Genomic DNA, 18696 nt, shown 5'->3' with positions numbered 1-18696 from the left:
AAAAAATTACAGCTTATGCGATAATAACAGATACCCCGTCAGGAAGGACGGTCACAGAGGGACTTTCCTGTCCCAAAATACGCTTTGCCTGGCAGAGTGCATCCTTCAGTGATGAGCTGTAGAACATATGGAGCGTTTCTACCATTTCTCTTGGAGCCTCACTTACCAGTATGACTGTGTGGGATAACAGGATATCACAGAAAATCTGGGACTGCCATTGGTCGGGGATCGTCTCCTCCTCCTTCCGGGAGAGAATATCCTTCAATATCTTTTCCGTGTCCGGTTCACTGGCAAAGGTCCTGTAAAATTCCTCTCCTCCATGTCCGTCATTGCAGCGGGCGGCCATAATGATGACTCCTCCGGGACGGCAGGTGGCTGCAGCGGTCGTCATGCCTTTTACACTCTGGTAAATGTTCTGGTCCAAGGGATAGCCCCCATTTGTTGTTATAACAATATCAGAAGGCTTTGGTGAACGCCTGCAGAGGGAGGAGAGAAAGGAAACGCCTGCCTCATGGGCCATTTCCACATCACCGGCAACAGCCCCGATGATCTCCTTTTTCTCATTTAATATCACATTCAGGATAAAGCGGATGCCGGATGCTCTTGCGGCAAATACCATATCCTGATGGATGGGGTTGGAGGAGAGAATGCCTGCCGTAGAGCTGGGGTGCTGTATATTGCGGGCAGAGTGGTTAAACATTACAGTGGCCCTGGATGCGATGCCGGGCAGTATGCTTTTTCTTCCGCCGGAAAAGCCTGCAAAAAAGTGGGGCTCAATAAAACCCTCTGCCAGCAGAAGATCCGCGTCAAGAGCCAGCTGATTCAGCTCGATTCTGTTTCCGCTGGGGCTGGTGCCGACAAAGGCAAAGGGGCCCTGATCGCAGTCATGTACAACAATGTGCTCCCTGCAGACGATTTCCTGCCCAAAGCGTTCCAGAAGCTCTTCCTTGGTGGTAGCGCGATGGCAGCCTGTTGCTACCAGGATGGTGATGTCCGCTTGAGGATTCCCAAGCCGTATCTGCTCCAGAAGAAAGGGCATGGTGATGCGGCTGGGCATAGGACGGGTGTGGTCTGAGGTAATGATCACAACCTTTTTGCAGCCAAAGGCCAGCTCCTTTAGGGAGGCTGTGCCATGAGGCTGTGCCAGAGCCTCCTCTACGATCTGTTCCTGGCTCTTTCCTGGAGAATAGGAGGCCAGCTGTGATTCAATGACAGCATGCAGGCATTCCTTTGGCAGCTCCAGGGAAAGATGCTGTTTCCCATATGGGAGGGATAAATGTGTGTTCATAATGTCTCCTTTTTAATGTAATAATGGTAAAGCAGAATAAGACGGAACCGGTCATTGTCCTTGTGAAGAGGATTCATGCCCAGCTGCTTTTTCAGCTGGTTCAGCCGGAAAACCATCGTATTTCTGTGGATAAATAAAGCTTCTGCGGCCAAATGGATGTCCATATTGTGGGTGATCAGTGCCTCTATGGTCTCCAGGGCTGTCTCACTGGTTTTGAGATAGGAGAGCTCCTTCTCAAAAAAATGTTCAAACACCGCTTCCGGTATCTCATAGACCAGGTGTTCTACCAGAAAATCCGTAATATAGAAGATCCGTTTTGGCACATTGGCACGGTTGTGGGCATAGAGGAAGGCAGCGCGGGCAGAGGAAAGACTGTCAGCATAGCGGTCAATGCTGTTTACCGTCAGCCCTATCCCCACAGAACAGGTCACGGGATAATTCTTGTTGATATACATATACAGGCTTTCCAAAAGCTGTGCAGAATCTTTTCCATTTTCCTCCATGACATGGCAGAGTATGATCTCACAGCTTCCAAATGCCCCCAGCATATCCTGGCTGCCGGAAGATATAAAGCTGCGCATGGTCTGGAGGATGGAGTAGGCAGTCTGGGCCTTTGCGGCATGGGCTTTGGCAGAATGCTCCACATGGAAAATGCAGACTGCCCGCGGAAGAGACAGATCGATCCCCAGCTCTGCCGCCAGCAGTACAGTATAGGTGTGATCTTCTGTGGAGGCAGGGTGCAGCAGGTGATCCAGCAGAAGAGTCATGTCGCTCTGTCTGGGAAAGGGGGAGGACTGCCCCTGGTGGGAGAGGAACAGCTGAATGGTACTGTCAGCCATCTTCGCAGCAGTCAGCACATCCTCTACCTGGGCAGTGGGAAGGCAGACAAAGAGCTGGTTGATGGGAGGAATGGGAAAGGAGAGCTGATAAAAGGTCTGTCCTTCCTTTCCGTATACCGTGAGGATCTCCTGAAAGCCGCTGTAGGAAACCGGTTCATCCGGAAATCCCGGAGGCAGTGTGGTCTTCTGGACGATCTTATTGTTCTGGTTGATGATGCGGATGAAACCATGGGGGAACATAGTTTCAAATGCCTGCAGCAGGCGGGTCATTTCTAAACTTTGCATGGTAATCCTTTCTGGCTTTTTCGATATCATGTAACAGATCCTGGTGTGGAAATGCGTCATAGAGGCTTTGGGAAAAGCCGCGCCATTCGTTGGCCTCCTCCGGCGTGATCTCCAGCAGCTTCATGCCCTTTTCGTGTACCAGGATGTGCTTGCACTGTTGGTTGATCACTGTCTGCTGTTCCGTGAAGATCCAGTCCGTTGTTTCCCCGGCAGCCTCTCTGATTATTTCCTGGTGGGCAGGCGATAATTTTTCCCAGGCAGATCTTGAGATATAGAGGGCTTCTGTGCTCAGATAGTATTTAAGCCTTGTAATATAGGCCTGCTCCTCATAGAATTTCATGCCCAGGATATTGCTGTAAGGATTTTCCTGGCAGTCAATGATCCCGGAACGCAGGGCATCGCCCACATCGCCATAATTCATCTTAACCGGGATGGCACCCATGCTGCGGTAATATTCATCCAGGGATTCCGTGAACATGACGCGCACCTTTTTGCCTGCCATATCCTGGGGGACGCGTACAGGCTCCTTTGAGGTCAGATACCGCCAGCCCATGCTCCAGATGCTTAAGCATTTGACGCCGATGGCTTCCAAGGGCGCCTCCACATCCTTACGTATCAGGGTATTGAGAATATACTTTGCCTCGGAGGTAGAGGAAAAGAGAAATGGAAATTCAAGTACCCTTGTCCGGTTATTGGTAAATTTGTTCATAAGCCCTGTGGCGGCTGTGATCATATCGATGGAGCCCGACCGCAGGATCTCAAACAAATGATGGTTGTTGCCTGAGGTGGACAGGGTGTGGATGTTGATATTGATGGCTCCATTGGAATTTTTGTTCACAAGTTCCGCCATTTTTTTCATGCCCTGGTGAAGGACGGAATTTGGCTGGATCACAATGCCTGCCTGGAGGGTGATCCTCTGGTTTACATGAAGGGCAAAGGTGCGCAGGACCATGCGGTCGTAGTCATTCTGGAGGGGATTCAGACCGGTAATGGCCTTTATTTTGGAAAAACGCTGGAGCATGGTATTGCGGTGGAGCCCCAGGCTTTCTGCGGCCTTTGTCAGGTTTTGATTGTGCCTGGAGAGCTGGATGGCGGTTTCCAAGAGGGCGGGAGAGTCCTCCAGGGAACGGGAGAGCCCGGCAAAACGGCTGTCCCAGTAACGCCGGGGGATCAGGCCTGCCAGATATTCAAATACAAAATCATTGATCGCAAGGGAAGGCGCTTTGTCCGTGTTGAGATAATCGTAGTTCGTGATAAGGAACAGAGCCTCCAGGTAGCTTTTTCGCAGATCATACAGATCCGTATAGATGCTTCCGATCCCGATATGCAGAGTCAGTCCCTGGCTGTCAAAGGCTTCCTTTGACAGGGAAAGGGCATAACTTCGCAGGCCGTCCGCCCTCTCAGCCTCAGGGAAGGAGCTGCAGTCCTTAAAGAGCAGGTAACGCTCCGAGCTGACAAAGCCATAGATATCCTCTTTGGAATAAAAGGGGTGATGCAAAAGGCTGCCATCCAGATAGGAGCCGGAAGAATCAAATTTGAAATTGCCGGCCCGGCTGCCATCGCTGCTGATCTCAAACAGGACAGCGCAGCGGGGACAGGTATAAGAGTAATCAAACTCCTTCATAAAGCTGTCAATCTCCAGGCTTTTCTGGCTGGTATTGGACAGCTGGTTTACCAGCATACTTCTGGAATTTGATATCTGGCTGTGCAGGTCCGATATCTGGGGATAGACCAGTATCTGCACAATGGTTTTAAAATAAGGAAGAAGAGAGGCAGCCTTTTTATCTGATATGAAAAAGTAACATACAAGGGCCTGATCGATCAGGCAGGGCTCTATGAGGACGCCGAAGCGTTCCGCAGCCTTTTTGCAGTCATTTGTGTCAATGCAGTCCTTCAGGATCTCATTGGCATAGGAGATCAGATCAGGATGGGTAGAGGCCAGAACCTGCCAATTGAGGCTGATGATGAATACAGGTTTGCCACAGACCGTCCGTATGGAGTTGATGAGGTACTGGAGATCCAACTCGCTGAGATACATAAAAGCCCTCCCACATCTGTAATATGCTTATAGTATACCAGAAATCAGAGGATCAAAAAATGTGCAGTAAATACAACAATAAAAAAGAAAAATTGGGAATATGGTACAAAAAGAAGGAGGATTAGCCCAAAAGGAGGGGGAAAATAGATGGAAAAACCAGCATAATCATGAGCACATTCATAAATGATGTGCAGAGGATACAAAAGAAGGCAGAGATTATTATATTGCCCAAATATTGTTTCGGGAAATGCCGGTTGTTATACTTAAGGCACAAAAACACAAGAAACCGGAAAGATAAAATGTGTGGGAGGTATTATCATGAAGAAGACATGGAAACAGATTATGGCATGTGTGTCTGCAGCTGCACTGGCAGCTGCATCCGTGAGCGGCTGCGGCGGCTCCGGAAAAACGGAGACAGTGGCTCAGACAACAGCAGCACAGACAGCGGCAAAGGAGGAAGAGGCAAAGGCGGAAAATGCGGCAGAGGATGCAGCATCCGGCGACAAGATCGTGATCAAGATCGCCCATGTAAGCCAGGAGGGCGTACCCATCGATGTGGCTTCCAGAAAGCTGGGAGAGATGCTCAGTGAGAAGACAGGCGGAAGGATCACAGTCAATGTGTTCCCTGCATCTGCCCTGGGCAACAACACAGAGCTGTTAGAGCAGCTTCAGATGGGGACATTGGAAATGGCCATCTCCTCTGTGGCATTCCTGGGAGCGTTTACAGATACCACAAAGCTTTTGGATCTTCCCTATTTGTTCCAGTCAAATGAGGCAGCAGAGGAGGTCCTGGACGGAGAAGTGGGACAGACCGTGTTCAGCAACCTAGAGCCGGCAGGCTTTAAGGGAATGGCATGGCTTGCGACAGGCTGGAGACATGTGACTGCCAACAAGGAGATCCATAAGCCGGAGGATATGAAGGGACTTAAGATCAGGGTTATGGAGAACCAGATGCATATAGACCACTTCAATACATTGGGAGCATCTGCAGTGCCGATGGCATTTTCAGAGCTCTACACCGCTCTCCAGAATGGAACCATGGACGCCCAGGAGAACCCCTTTGCCAATATTGATGGAAACCGTCTGTATGAGGTTCAGAAGTATATCATAAAAACAGGCCACATTTACGATACAAGCCCCCTTCTGGCATCAAAGACCTGGTGGGACAGCCTTTCTGCCTCTGACCAGGAGCTGATCCAGTCTTGTGTAAACGAGATGCTTGCATATGAGCGTGAGCTTTCTGCATCCAATGAGGCGGAGCTGGAGGAAAAGATCGGAAGCAATGGAACAAATACCGTTATCATCCTTACAGACGAGGAGAGACAGGCCTTCAGGGATGCGGCACAGCCGGTTTACGACAAGTACGTTCCTGAGATCGGAGAGGATCTGGTGAAGCAGATCGACGAGATCAACGCCAAATATGTGAAATAGACAGAGAAACATCCTATTGTAAGGAGGAGCACATGGAAGAGAAGGAAAGAAAAGAGCCTTTTTACAACCAGATAGAAAAATACATCATTGTGAGCATGTTTCTTGTAATGACAGTGATCATCGCTCTGAATGTTGTGACGAGATTTGTATTTAACTTCACCCTTTCCTGGGGTGAGCAGCTTGCCAGGCTTTTGCTGGTGTGGACTTCCTTTGCGGGGATAAGCTGGGCCGGTATGATCAATGCCCATATGAGAGTGACAGCCATCTCCCTTGCCCTCAAAAAGGATCCCAGGATCTTTGAGGCCATCTATTTTCTGGGAGACATTGTGGCGGCATGCTATGGATTTTACCTCTCTTACGAGATTTTCCAGCTTATGTCCATGGTCAAGGCCCAGGGGCAGGTCCTTTCCGCTCTTCCGTTTGTGCCAAAGTGGATCATGTACCTGGCAGGAGTCCTGGGAATGGCCGGTATGAGCATCCGGATCATCCAGAGGCGGAGCAGGGAGCTGATCGGAAAAGCAAGTAACAGGAAGGAGGAGCAGTCATGATAGGAACAATGTTGGGAGTCCTGTTTTTGTGCCTGATCTGCACGGTTCCCATTGCAGTAAGCCTGGGACTCAGCTGTATCGCAACCTTTTCCCTGGTAAACGGGGGAGGAAACATGATCCAGATGCTTGCCCAGTCCACGGTCACCAGTATGGATTCCTTTTCCCTGATGGCAATTCCCTTCTTCATGCTGGTGGGCAGCCTCATGGAACACGGAGGGATCGCCAAAAAGCTGGTGAATGTGGCGGAGATGCTGACAGGAGCCATGCCGGGCGGCTTGGGAATGGCAGCCATCGTGGCCTCCATGTTCTTTGCAGCCATCTCAGGCTCAGGTCCCGCTACGGCGGCAGCCATCGGAGGGATCATGATCGGAGCCATGACGGCCCAGGGATATTCAAAAGGCTACAGCGGAGCGCTGATCGCCGCAGGAAGCACCATTGGCCCGGTGATCCCGCCTTCCATCCCTATGATCATGTATGGAGTTACCATTGGCGTATCCGTGTCCTACATGTTTATTGCAGGTATCATACCCGGCCTTCTTATGGGAGTTGCCCTCATGATCTATAATTATTTTGAGAGCAGAAAACGGGGATACAAGGGAACAGAATCAAAGGCAAGGACAATGGGAGAAAGGGCAACGGTATTTAAGGAAGCCATACCTGCTATCCTGATGCCTGTAATCATCCTGGGAGGTATTTACTCCGGCATATTTACACCAACAGAGTCTGCGGTTATCGGTGTTGTGTATGCGATCCTTGTGGCAGTGTTCGTATACCACCAGCTCACATGGAAGACCTTCTGCCAGGCTATGTTTGATGCAACCATCACCTCAGCCACCATTATGGTATTGTTCGGCGCAGCCAATACCTTTGGACGTATCCTTACCATGAATAATGTACCTACCATGATCACACAGTGGATGCTTTCACTGACCTCCTCAAAGGCACTGATCATGCTTATGATAAACATAGCGCTGCTGATCATCGGTATGTTCCTGGATACGATTTCTTCTATTGTACTGTTCGGACCGATCTTTGCGCCGATCGCAATCGCAATCGGATATGATCCCCTTCATTTTGGGATCATCATGGTGATCAACCTCTGTATCGGTATGATAACTCCGCCTATGGGAGGAAACCTGTTCGTAGCCCAGCGTGTATCAAAGACCACGTTCGAAGAGATATTTAAGGATACTCTTCCGATGATCATTGTTTTGTATGTGCTGCTGGTTGTGCTGGTGGTATTCCCGGAGATCACGATGTTCCTTCCCAGACTATTGGGATATGTATATAACGGCTAACAGGAGGTGAAGAGGAATGTTCCAATATGTAGAATTGTCAGTGGATGGCAGGCTGCTGCGCGGCGATGTCAGGACACCTGAGGGAAGCGGCCCTTTTCCAACAGTATGCTTTTATCACGGCTTTTGCGTGGACCGTATCGGACTGATGAGGCTTCATGAGCTTTTTGCAAGAAAATGTGCGGAGCATGGGATCGCCTGTGTTAAATTTGATTTCTATGGCTGTGGTGAGAGCGACGGCGATTTTTCCGAAATGCGCTATTTGGACGAGGTGGAGCAGGCGAAGGCCATATACAGGTGGGCGGCAGAGCAGCCCTGGTGCGACAGCAAGAATCTGTTCCCAGTAGGACACAGTATGGGAGGTGCGATCGTTTCCAATATCATACCGGAGCTGCAGCCGAAGGGCGCAGTCATGTGGGCGCCGGGGAATGTGGTCTATTATGATATCAGCAGCCGTGTTCACGCGGTTCCGGGACAGTATGAGTCCAGCTATGACATCGGCGGCCTGATGATGTCCAGCGAGTTTTTAAGCCAGGTCAGAAGGATCGACATTGTAAAGCAGGCAAAGGGATATGAGAGGGAAGTGCTGCTGATCCACGGTGAGATGGATGAAAAGGTGCCGGTCTATGCAGAAGGGCCTTATCTGGATCTGTACGGAGAGAAGGGACGCTTTGAGGTTATTAAGGGCGCCAATCATCAGTTTAGTTCAGTGGAGTGGAAAAACAAGGTTTATGATCTGAGTATTGCCTACATAAAGGAAAAAATTTCCAATTAAATATGGGATGACAGAGACAGGGCCGCTACATTTCAGATGAGAGATCTGTGATGTGGCGGTCCTTTTTTGTATCATATACCATCCATTCCTTGAGCTTCCCCATGCTGCACCGCGGCTGCCGGGAGGGCGTCTGGCGCTCCGGTTTCGGACATAAGAAGCACTAAGACAGCTGATTTTTCCTAAGAACCAGAGCAGCATCAAAGCAACTCGCTGCGCTCAAACAATCATTGATGCTGCTCTGAACGGAAAAACCAGCTGCCTAAGTGCTTCTAATGTCCTGCAAAGTCGCTTCAGCCGCCCTCCCGGCAGCCGCGGTGCAGCATGGGGAAGCTCAAGCCTATCCCGCTTGTCAAGGCATGTAAAGTATGCTATAAATGATGTAGCAACCGTTCGGCTATCTATCTTTTTATGATACAGGAGAAATACATATGACATATATCACTTCCATCCCGTCCCCCGTAGGCCTTCTCACCCTGTCAAGCAACGGCACCCATATTACAGGGCTGTGGATCAAGGGGCAGAAGTATTTTGGGAGCACCTTAGGGGAGGCCGGGAAGCAGAAGGCACAGAAGGAAAATGACACCAGCGTCAGCCTTCCGGTATTTGAGGAGGCAAAGAGATGGCTGGATATTTATTTTTCCGGAAAAGAGCCGGATTTTATGCCGCCCTTAGCTCCGGCAGGCAGCGGCTTCCGCCAGATGGTCTGGGAGATCCTTCAGGCGGTTCCCTATGGTCAGACGATTACCTATGGACAGATCGCAGAGAAATGCGCAGAGAAGCTGGGACGTGCCTCCATGTCCGCTCAGGCTGTGGGCGGTGCAGTGGGCCATAATCCCATCTCTATCATGATCCCCTGCCACCGGGTGCTGGGAGCCAGAGGCTCCATGACGGGATACGCTGCGGGGGTGGAGGTGAAGGAGAGACTGCTCAGGCTGGAGAGGGTTTTAAAATAGGCGGCCTGCGTGCCGGAAAACAGGGCTTCCGGCCCTAATCATTGAGAAACCAGCGGCAAAAACAGAGGCTGCTGAGAAAAGAGAACCACATATGCTGTATATATTTCCGCATTACTACAGACAATTTCAGTGTATCGCATCAGAGTGCAGGGACACCTGCTGCGCCGGGTGGGAGATCATGATCGATGAGGGCTCCCTGGAGCGCTACCGTAAGGTAAAGGGACCCTTCGGAAACCGGCTGCACAATTCCATTAATTGGAAGGAGGGCTCCTTCAAGCAGTACCATCACCGCTGCGCTTTTCTGGACGAGGATAATCTCTGTGACATTTACAGGGAGATGGGACCGGAGCACCTGTGCAGGACCTGCCGCAGGTATCCCCGCCATATGGAAGAATTTGAGGGTGTGAGGGAAGTTTCCCTCTGCCTTTCCTGTGTGGAGGCGGCAAAGCTCATACTGGGCTGTAAGGAGCCGGTGCGCTTTTTCGCAATGGAGGACGACAGGGAGGAGACCTACGGCGACTTTGATTTCTTCCTCTATACAAAGCTGGCCGATGCCAGGGATCTGGCCCTGGAGATCCTTCAGGACCGCACCATGGACATACAGGCCCGCACAGGACTGTGCCTTGCAATGGCCCATGACCTGCAGGGATGCATCCGCAGAGACAGGCTGTATGAGGCGGACAGCCTGTTTAAGCGCTGTAAGAGGGCAGACAGGGAGGCGTATCTGTGGGAACGGCTGTTCAGGAAAGGGCTTTCCCCTGCAGAAGGCGGGAAAAATGAAGGCTGTACAGGCAAAGAAACACAGTCAGCCTGTCAGAGCCGCTATGAAATGGCGAAACACCTTTTTGCCCTTTTGGCTGAGATGGAGCCCTTGAAAAAGGATTGGCCGAAGCTGCGCCGCAGGATGGAGCAGAGCCTGTATGGAGCGGGCAATGAGGCCTATGGCGCAGCCCGCAGCCGGTTTCTTGCCAGCATGGAGAAGGAGGAGCTTTCCCGCTATAGGGAGCAGCTGATGGTTTATTTCGTATTTACCTACTTTTGCGGCGCTGTGTACAATGGGAACCCTTATGGGAAAATGAAGCTGGCAGTGGCTGGCTCCTTCCTGATCGAGGAGATGGCCCAGGCTATGTGGCAGGAGAAGGGAAGCCTGGGACTTACGGAAATGGCAGAGGCCGCCCATTATTTTTCCAGGGAGATGGAGCATTCGGATGAGAACAAGGCACTGTTTGAAAAACGTCTCCTGGGGAGCCCGGACTTTGGGCTGTATCCCCTGCTCTGGGCAATTTGCGGATAAGTGGCTGCCGCGTCTTCGCCGGCTGCCTCGTACCCTCATTCAGCCCGGCTGTTTAGAGATATTTAATAGGCAAAGCAATGGACATTTCTGCAAAATAGATTTATAATTATTAGAATGCAAGCCTGCATGCGCCCGGCTGGCGGAGGCGCCGCCGAGGTTTTTATGGTAATGAACTTGGAAGGAGATAGAGTAATGAGTGAATGTAACCACGACTGCGGCTCCTGCAGTGCGAACTGCGACAGCCGTACAGTTGATAAAAATGATTTCCTGGAGGCATTGGCTCCGGAAAGCTCCGTCAAAAAGGTGATCGGAGTTGTCAGCGGAAAGGGCGGAGTGGGAAAATCCCTTGTGACCTCCATGCTGGCAGCAAGCATGAATAAAAAGGGAAAGCGGACGGCTATCCTGGATGCAGACGTAACAGGCCCATCCATTCCCATGGCCTTTGGAATAGAGAACGAAGGCGTGGCAACCACCCCTGACGGCAAGCTGATGATCCCTGCAAAGTCCCTGGAGGGAGTGGAGATCATGTCAGCCAACCTGCTCCTTGAGAACAACACGGATCCCGTTATCTGGAGAGGCCCTGTGATCGCAGGGGCCGTAAAGCAGTTCTGGTCAGAGACCCTGTGGCAGGATATCGACTATATGTTCGTGGACATGCCTCCGGGAACAGGAGATGTGCCTTTGACTGTATTCCAGTCCCTGCCGGTGGACGGTATTGTCATCGTTACTTCCCCGCAGGAGCTGGTGAGCATGATCGTGGCAAAGGCAGTGAATATGGCAAAGAAGATGGATATCCCGATCATCGGTATTGTGGAGAATATGAGTTATCTGGAATGTCCTGACTGCAAGAAGCATATCAATGTATTTGGCGAGAGCCACATTGAGGAGGCAGCGGCAGAACAGGGACTTAAGGTCCTTGCCCAGATCCCCATCGACCCGAAGATCGCCCAGATGGTAGACGCAGGCCGCGTAGAATATCTGGATATGCCATGGTTTGAGGAGGCCATAAAGGCGATCGAATAATTATACAGTAGGAAGCAGAGGTGAGATGAACCGGTGAACATAAGCCTTAATCCAAACAGTGAGCTTCATCAGTCCATCGTCCATGTGCCGGATGAGGTCAAGGTCCCGGATGTCCTGATCAATGAGGCACGAGAATTTCAGCAGGCGATCATGATGTACACCAGCGCGATCCGGGAAGTAAAGACAAAGCTTGAGGTCTTAAATGATGAGCTGTCTATCAAAAACCAGCGCAATCCCATCGAGATGATCAAATCCAGGGTAAAAAAGCCAAAGAGCATTATGGAAAAGCTGAAGCGCCGCGGTCTGGAGATCTCCGTGGAGTCCATGGTGAATAACCTGGATGATGTGGCAGGGATCCGTATTATCTGTTCCTTTGTGGATGACATCTACAAGGTGGCAGAGATGCTGGTGCGCCAGGATGATGTGACGGTCGTTGCTGTGAAGGACTACATTAAGAATCCAAAGCCCAACGGCTACCGCAGCTATCACATGATCATTGAGATCCCTGTGTTTTTTTCGGACAGCAAAAAGCCCATGCGGGTGGAGGTGCAGATACGCACCATGGCCATGGATTTCTGGGCAAGCTTGGACCATCAGCTAAAGTACAAGAAATCCTTTATTGACGACAATGGGGAGATCAGCGAAGAGCTGAGGATATGTGCGGACGTGATCGCACAGACAGATATCAAAATGCTGGAGATACGCAAGAGGATCGAGGCACAGGGAGTCACTGTAAAGAGGGACTGATGCAGGAAAATGCAGCAGCGTAAAAAATTTAATACAGGTAGTAGGACAGGGTTTCGGTAATGCGGAACCCTGTTTTTTGGTAGAGCGCCATGGCGCCTTCATTTCCGCGGGACACCTGAAGGCGCAGCCTGCCGTATCCCCTGTCCCTCAGGATGCACAGTAAGGTGCAGAGAAAGGCTGTTCCCACGCCCTTTCTGCGCATATCAGGAAGAACCTCCAGGCCGTAGAGGTAGACGTCATCTCCCTGAAAGGAGAGATGGCAGAAGGCGGCAAGCCGGGAATCAGGTGTAAAGGCCCGCACCATGACGGCAGATCCGGCATCTGGTTCTCCCTCCGAGAGGAGGCTGCCGTCGGGAAGCAAAAGAGAGAGAGGACATGGGCCAGCCTGCTTTAATACCTCCTGGGGAAGCTCTTTTTCCTTCTCCCAGTCCCATTCCATCATATATTCCTCAGAGGAAAGCTCTGCGCCCATGTGTTCAAGCACCTTAAGGGCCTCCTTACATGCTCCGTCACACACAAAATACAGATCCCCATCTGCCAGAGCTCCGCCGTCTCCGCAGGCTTCAGACAGAAGGGCGGAGAAATATCCCTGTCCGTGCAGGTCCGGCCTGGTAAAACCATAGCACTCCCACACATCCTGCGTGATCTCATAGGCTGCAAGAAACGAGAGAAGTTCTCCGTCTTTATCCATAAAAAGCCAGTAGCTGTCCCCATCCTCCGGGCAGGAAAGAGTCAGGCCGTCAGCCTGCCTGCAAAGCTCTGTCAAATGAAGGACTGCATCCTGCTGTTCACGAGATAATTGCGAGGTAGTGATAATGGGCATAAAAGCGGTTCCTTTCTGATTTTTTACTCTGATTTTTTATTTTAAATGAATGCGGAAGAATTTGCAATGCAAAATGCGGAAACTCAAAAAAAGAATAGGCTTGAATCTCCAAATATGCAGTGGTAGAATAAGAGCCATGTGCAGCCGGGAAGACTGCCTTAGGAGGAATAATGCAATTATGAAATACGTAAAGCAGATCGGGATCATCCTGGGGATCACCATGGCAGGAGAGATTTTGAACCGAACCCTTCCTCTTCCGGTGCCGGCAGGCGTCTATGGGCTTTTTATTCTGCTGGCAGCTCTGATAAGCGGAGCAGTAAAGCTGGAGAACGTGGAGGGAGCAGGAAACTTTCTTCTGGATACCATGACAATGATGTTTCTGCCCGCCATGGTCGGGATCATGGAATGTGTGGACATGATACTGGAAAATGTTCTGCCCTTTGTGCTCATACTCGTGATCTCCACATTGGCCGTTATGTGCGTAACAGGCTGGGTTTCCCAGTGGATGATGAGGGAAAAGGCAGAGAAAAAGGAGGATATGGCGAGATGAGAGACAGCATCAGGGAGATATTGGAGCAGTCCCAGTATTTTGGACTGTTTTTAAGCCTGGCAGCCTTTCTGTTTGGCTGCTGGCTGAAGGATAAGACAAAGCTTGCCATCTTAAACCCGCTCTTAGTGGCAACCGCGCTGGTCATCGGCTGTCTGGCAGGAGTAGGAATCGACTATGACACATATAATAAAGGTGCATCTTACTTAAGCTGGCTTTTAACACCAGCTACCGTATGCCTGGCAATCCCGCTTTATAAGCAGCTTCATCTGCTGAAAAAGCACGGAGCTGCCGTGGCAGCAGGCATTACCTCAGGGGTTGTTACCAGCGCCATGAGTATTTTCCTGCTGTGTAAGCTTCTGGGAATGGATCATACCTACTATGTCACCTTTCTGCCAAAATCCATCACCACTGCCATCGGCATGGGCATCAGTGAGGAGGCAGGAGGCCTTGTCACCCTGACCGTTATCAGCATTGTTCTGACCGGCCTGTTGGGAAATATGGCAGGAGAGGTGGTCTTAAAGCTGGCAGGCATCCGTCATCCGGTGGCAAAGGGACTGGCCATAGGAACCAGCTCCCATGCAGTGGGAACAGCCAAAGCTCTGGAGATGGGAGAGATCGAGGGCGCCATGAGCAGCCTTTCTATTGCAGTGGCGGGCATTATGACAGTGATCGTTGTGCCCATTGTAGCGGGATTTATTTGATGGAAAGAGAAAGGAGCGCAGATTACATGAAGAAACGGTTTGAGGCAGAGGAAAAGGACACATGGAAACTGGAGGATATGATAGAGAGCAATGAGGCCTGGGAGGCACTGTTTGAGGAAGCCTCCGGGGAGATCGGGAAGTATGAGACATTTCAGGGCCATCTCTCGGACTCAGCGGATATGCTCTGCCGCTGCCTGAAGTTTGACGATGATTCCGAGAGAAAGATCGAGCGTCTCTACGTCTATGCGAGAATGCGCTCAGACGAGGACACAGCAGAGCAGAAGTATCAGGACATGTTTGCCAGGGCCCAGTCCCTGTCCTTTCAGGCGGCGGAGCGCTCCTCCTTCATTGTACCGGAGATTCTCTCCATGCCGGATGAGCTCCTTGCAGAATATCGGAGGTCGGATAACGGCATCCGCCATTTTGACCGCGCCCTGGAGATCCTGTTGGAGAAAAAGGAGCATACCCTTTCCGGGGACATGGAAATGCTGCTGGCTCAGTCCTATGACGCTACCCAGGGAGCCAGTCAGATCTTCAATATGTTCAACAATGCAGATGTAAAATTCCCCTCCATCACAGGAGAAAACGGCGAGGCGGTTGCCATCACTCACGGCAACTATATATCCCTGATGGAGAACCAGGACAGGCGCATACGCAGGGATGCATTTGAAGGGCTCTACAGTGTATACCGCCAGTTTTCCAATACCCTGGCCGCTGCCTTTTCCGCCAATGTAAAGCAGGCTGTCTTCTATGCAAAGGCAAAGAAGTATGCGTCCAGCAGGCAGTATTATCTGGCAGAGAACGAGGTGCCGGAGGAGGTATATGACAACCTGGTAAAGGCAGTGAGGAGCCATCTGCCGAAGCTGCACCGCTATACTGCCCTGCGCAAGAAGGTACTGGGAGTGGAGGAACTGCATATGTATGATCTCTACGTTCCCATGGTGGGAGAGGCAGACAGGCATTATACCTTTGAGGAGGCAAAGGCCATTGTGAAGGAGGGACTGGCGCCCTTGGGAGAGGAATACGCATCCCTTCTGGAGGAAGGCTTTGCAAACCGCTGGATCGATGTGTACGAAAATGAGGGAAAGCGCAGCGGCGCCTATTCCTGGGGAACCTATGGCTGTCATCCTTATGTGCTCTTAAATTTCCACGGGACCTTAAACGATGTGTTCACCCTGGCCCATGAGATGGGCCATTCCATCCACACCTGGTATTCGGACAGGAACCAGCCCTTTACCTATGCGGGCTACAAGATCTTCGTGGCAGAGGTGGCGTCCACCTGCAACGAGGCGCTGCTGATACGCTGCCTGCTTAAGAAGGCAAAGGATAAGAAGGAAAAGGCATATCTGTTAAACCACTTCCTGGAAAGCTTCCGCGGCACCCTGTTCCGTCAGACCATGTTTGCGGAATTTGAGCAGGAGGCCCATCTGGCAGGAGCTGCCGGGGAAAGCCTGACAGCCCAGAGCCTGTGCGGGAAATACCACAGGCTGAATGAAGACTACTTTGGACCGGAGATGACAGTGGATCCCCAGATCGACTATGAGTGGGAGCGGATCCCTCATTTCTACACGCCATTTTATGTGTACCAGTATGCTACCGGATTTTCTGCGGCGATCGCTATCAGCAGCAGGATCATGCGGGGGGAAGAGGGAGCGCTTGAGGGCTATAAGAAGTTCTTAAGCGGCGGCTGCTCCATGAAGCCGGTGGAGCTTTTAAAGCTCTGCGGCGTGGATATGTCAAGCAGCAGGCCGGTGGATGAAGCCCTTGCATTTTTTGAGGAATTATTAGATGAGTTTGAGGCCTGCATGTAGATAAAGGCCTGGGAGAAGGAGAAAATCGGGGATAAATGTACAGCGATACAGAGAAAAGGCCAGCCAAAAGAGGCTGGATCGGAAAACAGATCGATCTGACAGAGGGAAGTCCGGCAAAGAGCCTGTTCCTCTTTGCCCTTCCCATGATACTGGGGAATTTGTTCCAGCAGTTTTATAATATGGCGGACTCCATCATTGTGGGAAATTTTGTCGGCGAGGATGCCCTGGCGGCTGTGGGAGCTTCCTATGCCCTCACCAGCGTATTCATCATGATCGCCATTGGAGGAGGAAACGGAACCTCCGTACTGACCTCCCAATATCTGGGAGCCAGACAGTATGGACGTATGAAGACCTCCATTTCCACGGCGCTGGTCACCTTTTTGGTAGTAAGCCTGGTGCTGGGGATGTTCGGCTTTGCCTTTAACGGGCGGATCTTAGAGCTTCTCCATACGCCGGACAATATTATGGATCAGGCAAGGCTGTACCTGGGAATCTATTTCCTGGGCCTTCCCTTCCTGTTTATGTACAATGTGCTGGCATCGGTGTTCAATGCCATGGGTGATTCGGGTACGCCGCTGTATCTGCTGATCTTTTCCTCCATCCTGAATGTGATCCTGGATATTGTTTCCGTTACCTGGATGGGAATGGGAGTGGACGGAGTCGCCATTGCGACAGTGACAGCCCAGGGCATTTCAGCCATTATTTCATTTACCATTTTAATAAAGAAGCTGAAGGGCTATGAAAGCTCTGGGGCAGAAGACGGTTTTTCCTTCTTTGACAGGGAAATGCTGGCAGGAGGCATGAAGATCGCAATCCCTTCCATTTTACAGCAGTCCATTGTATCCATCGGAATGCTCCTTGTGCAGTCTGTGGTAAACGGCTTCGGCTCTGCCGCTCTGGCCGGCTATTCCGCAGGCAGCAGGATCGAGTCCATCTGCGTGGTGCCCATGATCGCCACAGGCAACGCCGTTTCCACCTTCACGGCCCAGAACATCGGGGCCGGGAACAAGGAGCGGGTAAAGCAGGGCTATAAGGCCAGCTATGCCATTGTGGGCGGCTTTGCCCTGGTGATCGCGTTAGTGGGCGGCTTGTTCCATGATCCGATCATTGCTGCATTTTTAGGAGGAGAGGCATCCCAGACAGCTGCCGGTGTGCCCGGTGCATTTGATACAGGAACGGGCTATGTGTCCTTTATCTGCTGGTTCTTTGCGCTGCTGGGATTAAAGGCATGTACGGACGGAGTGCTGAGAGGAGCGGGAGATGTGATGGTATTCACTTCTGCCAATCTTCTGAATCTGGCGATCCGTGTATTTGGAGCCTTCCACTTTGCGCCTGTCTGGGGAGTGGCAGCCGTATGGTATGCAGTGCCCATGGGATGGAGCGCCAACTATATTGTCTCCTTTTTGCGGTTTTTGACTGGTAAATGGAAGGAGAAAAAGGTGATCTGACGCTGGCGGTCATTTCGGGCAGGCCGGGTCCGGGCAGCTCTGTCCGGACAGCAGCATGCAGCAGACAGGGACAGAATGCCGTGTACCGTAGACTTAAAAAGACAGCAATTGACCGATAGACAGAAGCAGACAGCCGTCAGGGTGGGGACTCCCTGGCGGCTGCCTGCATTTATAAGGTCGTATCTATATAAGGAAGGGTTGGAAAAAGAATGGTATGGGGATGAAGCTGTTTTTTACAGGATATTGATATATTTTGGAGTTTCCTCTACCTTAGGAGCTTCCTTGGGGATCTGAAGCTTCAAAATACCATTTCCAAAGGCAGCATGGATATCCTCCTGGCGGAGCTGGTCGCCCACAAAGAAGGACCTCTTGCAGGCACCTGTATAGCGCTCTTTGTGAATGACGACGCCTTCTGCCTCTTTGTTCTCTGATACGGATGACTCAGCTGTAACAGTGAGATAGCCGTCTTTTAATTCTGCCCGGATATCCTCCTTCTTAAAGCCGGGGAGCTCAATCTCTAAGAGGTAATTGCCGTCCTTCTCCCGGATGTCGGTGCGCATGATCGGAAGCTTCTTCGCCTCCTCGGCCTTGTCCGCTGTTCCGGCAAAAAACGGGTCATTAAAAAATTCATCAAATAAGTTCAGTCCGTAGTTCCTTCTGGGTATTAACATCATAACTATATCCTCCTTAAGCCATCTGGCTGTGCTGTTTTCTTTGTTCTGGCTTTATTATAACATGATTGTTAGCACTGTCAAGAGGTGAGTGCTAATTTTATAAATAGTTTATATTTTGGGTTAAATGAAAAAGTAATTGCAAGTTTTGCCATCAATAAGCCCCTTCTATTGCG

Annotated in this window: 17 protein-coding genes; 12 read left to right on the top strand and 5 right to left on the bottom strand. The window is 51.0% G+C overall.

What is annotated here, in order from left to right; all coding sequences use genetic code 11:
• Window positions 1–13 precede the first annotated feature (13 nt).
• Genes larA through dctP form a run of 3 tightly spaced genes read right to left on the bottom strand, consistent with a single transcriptional unit; the run spans window position 14 to window position 4450 of the window.
• Complete coding sequence (gene larA / locus LIZ87_RS11710; protein WP_227147180.1) at window positions 14–1288, bottom strand: nickel-dependent lactate racemase; 1275 nt, start codon at window positions 1286–1288, stop codon at window positions 14–16.
• Window positions 1285–2412 (bottom strand): PucR family transcriptional regulator, encoded by a 1128-nt coding sequence (locus LIZ87_RS11705; protein ID WP_178317363.1) that lies wholly within the window; start codon window positions 2410–2412, stop codon window positions 1285–1287. Before LIZ87_RS11705 ends, larA begins: the two co-directional genes overlap by 4 nt.
• The gene (gene dctP / locus LIZ87_RS11700; protein WP_227147178.1) at window positions 2372–4450 is read right to left on the bottom strand and encodes a TRAP transporter substrate-binding protein DctP; all 2079 of its coding nucleotides are present in this window, start codon (window positions 4448–4450) and stop codon (window positions 2372–2374) included. Before dctP ends, LIZ87_RS11705 begins: the two co-directional genes overlap by 41 nt.
• Before the next feature lie 318 nt (window positions 4451–4768).
• Here dctP and LIZ87_RS11695 point away from each other — a divergent pair, with 318 nt between their 5' ends.
• From LIZ87_RS11695 to LIZ87_RS11660, 8 genes are all read left to right on the top strand, one after another.
• Complete coding sequence (locus LIZ87_RS11695; RefSeq protein WP_227147175.1) at window positions 4769–5881, top strand: TRAP transporter substrate-binding protein; 1113 nt, start codon at window positions 4769–4771, stop codon at window positions 5879–5881.
• 32 nt (window positions 5882–5913) lie between these two features.
• The gene (locus LIZ87_RS11690) at window positions 5914–6429 is read left to right on the top strand and encodes a TRAP transporter small permease (RefSeq protein ID WP_227147172.1); all 516 of its coding nucleotides are present in this window, start codon (window positions 5914–5916) and stop codon (window positions 6427–6429) included.
• Window positions 6426–7727: a TRAP transporter large permease gene (locus tag LIZ87_RS11685; protein ID WP_227147169.1), complete on the top strand. Its 1302-nt coding sequence runs from the start codon at window positions 6426–6428 to the stop codon at window positions 7725–7727. Before LIZ87_RS11690 ends, LIZ87_RS11685 begins: the two co-directional genes overlap by 4 nt.
• Before the next feature lie 16 nt (window positions 7728–7743).
• Window positions 7744–8499 (top strand): alpha/beta hydrolase family protein, encoded by a 756-nt coding sequence (locus tag LIZ87_RS11680; RefSeq protein WP_227147166.1) that lies wholly within the window; start codon window positions 7744–7746, stop codon window positions 8497–8499.
• Between the two features lie 428 nt (window positions 8500–8927).
• Window positions 8928–9452 (top strand): methylated-DNA--[protein]-cysteine S-methyltransferase, encoded by a 525-nt coding sequence (locus LIZ87_RS11675; protein WP_178314506.1) that lies wholly within the window; start codon window positions 8928–8930, stop codon window positions 9450–9452.
• A gap of 91 nt (window positions 9453–9543) precedes the next feature.
• On the top strand, window positions 9544–10746 hold the full coding sequence (gene fliB / locus LIZ87_RS11670; RefSeq protein WP_227147163.1) for a flagellin lysine-N-methylase: 1203 nt from the start codon (window positions 9544–9546) through the stop codon (window positions 10744–10746).
• A 192-nt stretch (window positions 10747–10938) separates the two neighbouring features.
• On the top strand, window positions 10939–11769 hold the full coding sequence (locus LIZ87_RS11665) for an Mrp/NBP35 family ATP-binding protein (protein ID WP_227147160.1): 831 nt from the start codon (window positions 10939–10941) through the stop codon (window positions 11767–11769).
• Between the two features lie 33 nt (window positions 11770–11802).
• Entirely contained in the window at window positions 11803–12516 is a 714-nt protein-coding gene (locus tag LIZ87_RS11660; RefSeq protein ID WP_178317329.1) for a GTP pyrophosphokinase, read from the top strand.
• A gap of 28 nt (window positions 12517–12544) precedes the next feature.
• Here LIZ87_RS11660 and LIZ87_RS11655 read toward each other — a convergent pair whose 3' ends face one another.
• Complete coding sequence (locus tag LIZ87_RS11655; protein WP_227147157.1) at window positions 12545–13339, bottom strand: GNAT family N-acetyltransferase; 795 nt, start codon at window positions 13337–13339, stop codon at window positions 12545–12547.
• A 178-nt stretch (window positions 13340–13517) separates the two neighbouring features.
• Between LIZ87_RS11655 and LIZ87_RS11650 the strand changes: the two genes are divergently transcribed.
• The 4 genes from LIZ87_RS11650 to LIZ87_RS11635 are packed head-to-tail and all read left to right on the top strand — an operon-like array spanning window position 13518 to window position 17849.
• Window positions 13518–13889, top strand: a complete 372-nt coding sequence (locus LIZ87_RS11650) for a CidA/LrgA family protein (protein WP_227147154.1) — start codon at window positions 13518–13520, stop codon at window positions 13887–13889.
• On the top strand, window positions 13886–14590 hold the full coding sequence (locus tag LIZ87_RS11645; protein WP_227147151.1) for an LrgB family protein: 705 nt from the start codon (window positions 13886–13888) through the stop codon (window positions 14588–14590). The genes LIZ87_RS11650 and LIZ87_RS11645 overlap by 4 nt, the downstream gene beginning before the upstream one ends.
• 26 nt (window positions 14591–14616) lie before the next feature.
• Window positions 14617–16401 (top strand): oligoendopeptidase F, encoded by a 1785-nt coding sequence (pepF, locus tag LIZ87_RS11640; protein ID WP_227147148.1) that lies wholly within the window; start codon window positions 14617–14619, stop codon window positions 16399–16401.
• 35 nt (window positions 16402–16436) lie between these two features.
• On the top strand, window positions 16437–17849 hold the full coding sequence (locus LIZ87_RS11635) for an MATE family efflux transporter (RefSeq protein WP_178315374.1): 1413 nt from the start codon (window positions 16437–16439) through the stop codon (window positions 17847–17849).
• Between the two features lie 233 nt (window positions 17850–18082).
• Here LIZ87_RS11635 and LIZ87_RS11630 read toward each other — a convergent pair whose 3' ends face one another.
• On the bottom strand, window positions 18083–18523 hold the full coding sequence (locus tag LIZ87_RS11630; RefSeq protein ID WP_227147145.1) for an Hsp20/alpha crystallin family protein: 441 nt from the start codon (window positions 18521–18523) through the stop codon (window positions 18083–18085).
• Window positions 18524–18696: the final 173 nt, after the last annotated feature.

The organism is Lacrimispora sp. 210928-DFI.3.58, assembly GCF_020554865.1.
GTDB lineage: Bacteria > Bacillota > Clostridia > Lachnospirales > Lachnospiraceae > Enterocloster.
Note: the sequence above shows the minus strand (reverse complement) of the source record. Positions and strands in the feature narration are given on the sequence as shown.

What these genes read in the sequence shown, in the direction of transcription:
- larA (WP_227147180.1), bottom strand. Translation starts at nt 1,288, where the DNA reads ATGAACACACATTTATCCCTCCCATATGGGAAACAGCATCTTTCCCTG.
- LIZ87_RS11705 (WP_178317363.1), bottom strand. Translation starts at nt 2,412, where the DNA reads ATGCAAAGTTTAGAAATGACCCGCCTGCTGCAGGCATTTGAAACTATG.
- dctP (WP_227147178.1), bottom strand. Translation starts at nt 4,450, where the DNA reads ATGTATCTCAGCGAGTTGGATCTCCAGTACCTCATCAACTCCATACGG.
- LIZ87_RS11695 (WP_227147175.1), top strand. Translation starts at nt 4,769, where the DNA reads ATGAAGAAGACATGGAAACAGATTATGGCATGTGTGTCTGCAGCTGCA.
- LIZ87_RS11690 (WP_227147172.1), top strand. Translation starts at nt 5,914, where the DNA reads ATGGAAGAGAAGGAAAGAAAAGAGCCTTTTTACAACCAGATAGAAAAA.
- LIZ87_RS11685 (WP_227147169.1), top strand. Translation starts at nt 6,426, where the DNA reads ATGATAGGAACAATGTTGGGAGTCCTGTTTTTGTGCCTGATCTGCACG.
- LIZ87_RS11680 (WP_227147166.1), top strand. Translation starts at nt 7,744, where the DNA reads ATGTTCCAATATGTAGAATTGTCAGTGGATGGCAGGCTGCTGCGCGGC.
- LIZ87_RS11675 (WP_178314506.1), top strand. Translation starts at nt 8,928, where the DNA reads ATGACATATATCACTTCCATCCCGTCCCCCGTAGGCCTTCTCACCCTG.
- fliB (WP_227147163.1), top strand. Translation starts at nt 9,544, where the DNA reads ATGCTGTATATATTTCCGCATTACTACAGACAATTTCAGTGTATCGCA.
- LIZ87_RS11665 (WP_227147160.1), top strand. Translation starts at nt 10,939, where the DNA reads ATGAGTGAATGTAACCACGACTGCGGCTCCTGCAGTGCGAACTGCGAC.
- LIZ87_RS11655 (WP_227147157.1), bottom strand. Translation starts at nt 13,339, where the DNA reads ATGCCCATTATCACTACCTCGCAATTATCTCGTGAACAGCAGGATGCA.
- LIZ87_RS11650 (WP_227147154.1), top strand. Translation starts at nt 13,518, where the DNA reads ATGAAATACGTAAAGCAGATCGGGATCATCCTGGGGATCACCATGGCA.
- LIZ87_RS11645 (WP_227147151.1), top strand. Translation starts at nt 13,886, where the DNA reads ATGAGAGACAGCATCAGGGAGATATTGGAGCAGTCCCAGTATTTTGGA.
- pepF (WP_227147148.1), top strand. Translation starts at nt 14,617, where the DNA reads ATGAAGAAACGGTTTGAGGCAGAGGAAAAGGACACATGGAAACTGGAG.
- LIZ87_RS11635 (WP_178315374.1), top strand. Translation starts at nt 16,437, where the DNA reads ATGTACAGCGATACAGAGAAAAGGCCAGCCAAAAGAGGCTGGATCGGA.
- LIZ87_RS11630 (WP_227147145.1), bottom strand. Translation starts at nt 18,523, where the DNA reads ATGATGTTAATACCCAGAAGGAACTACGGACTGAACTTATTTGATGAA.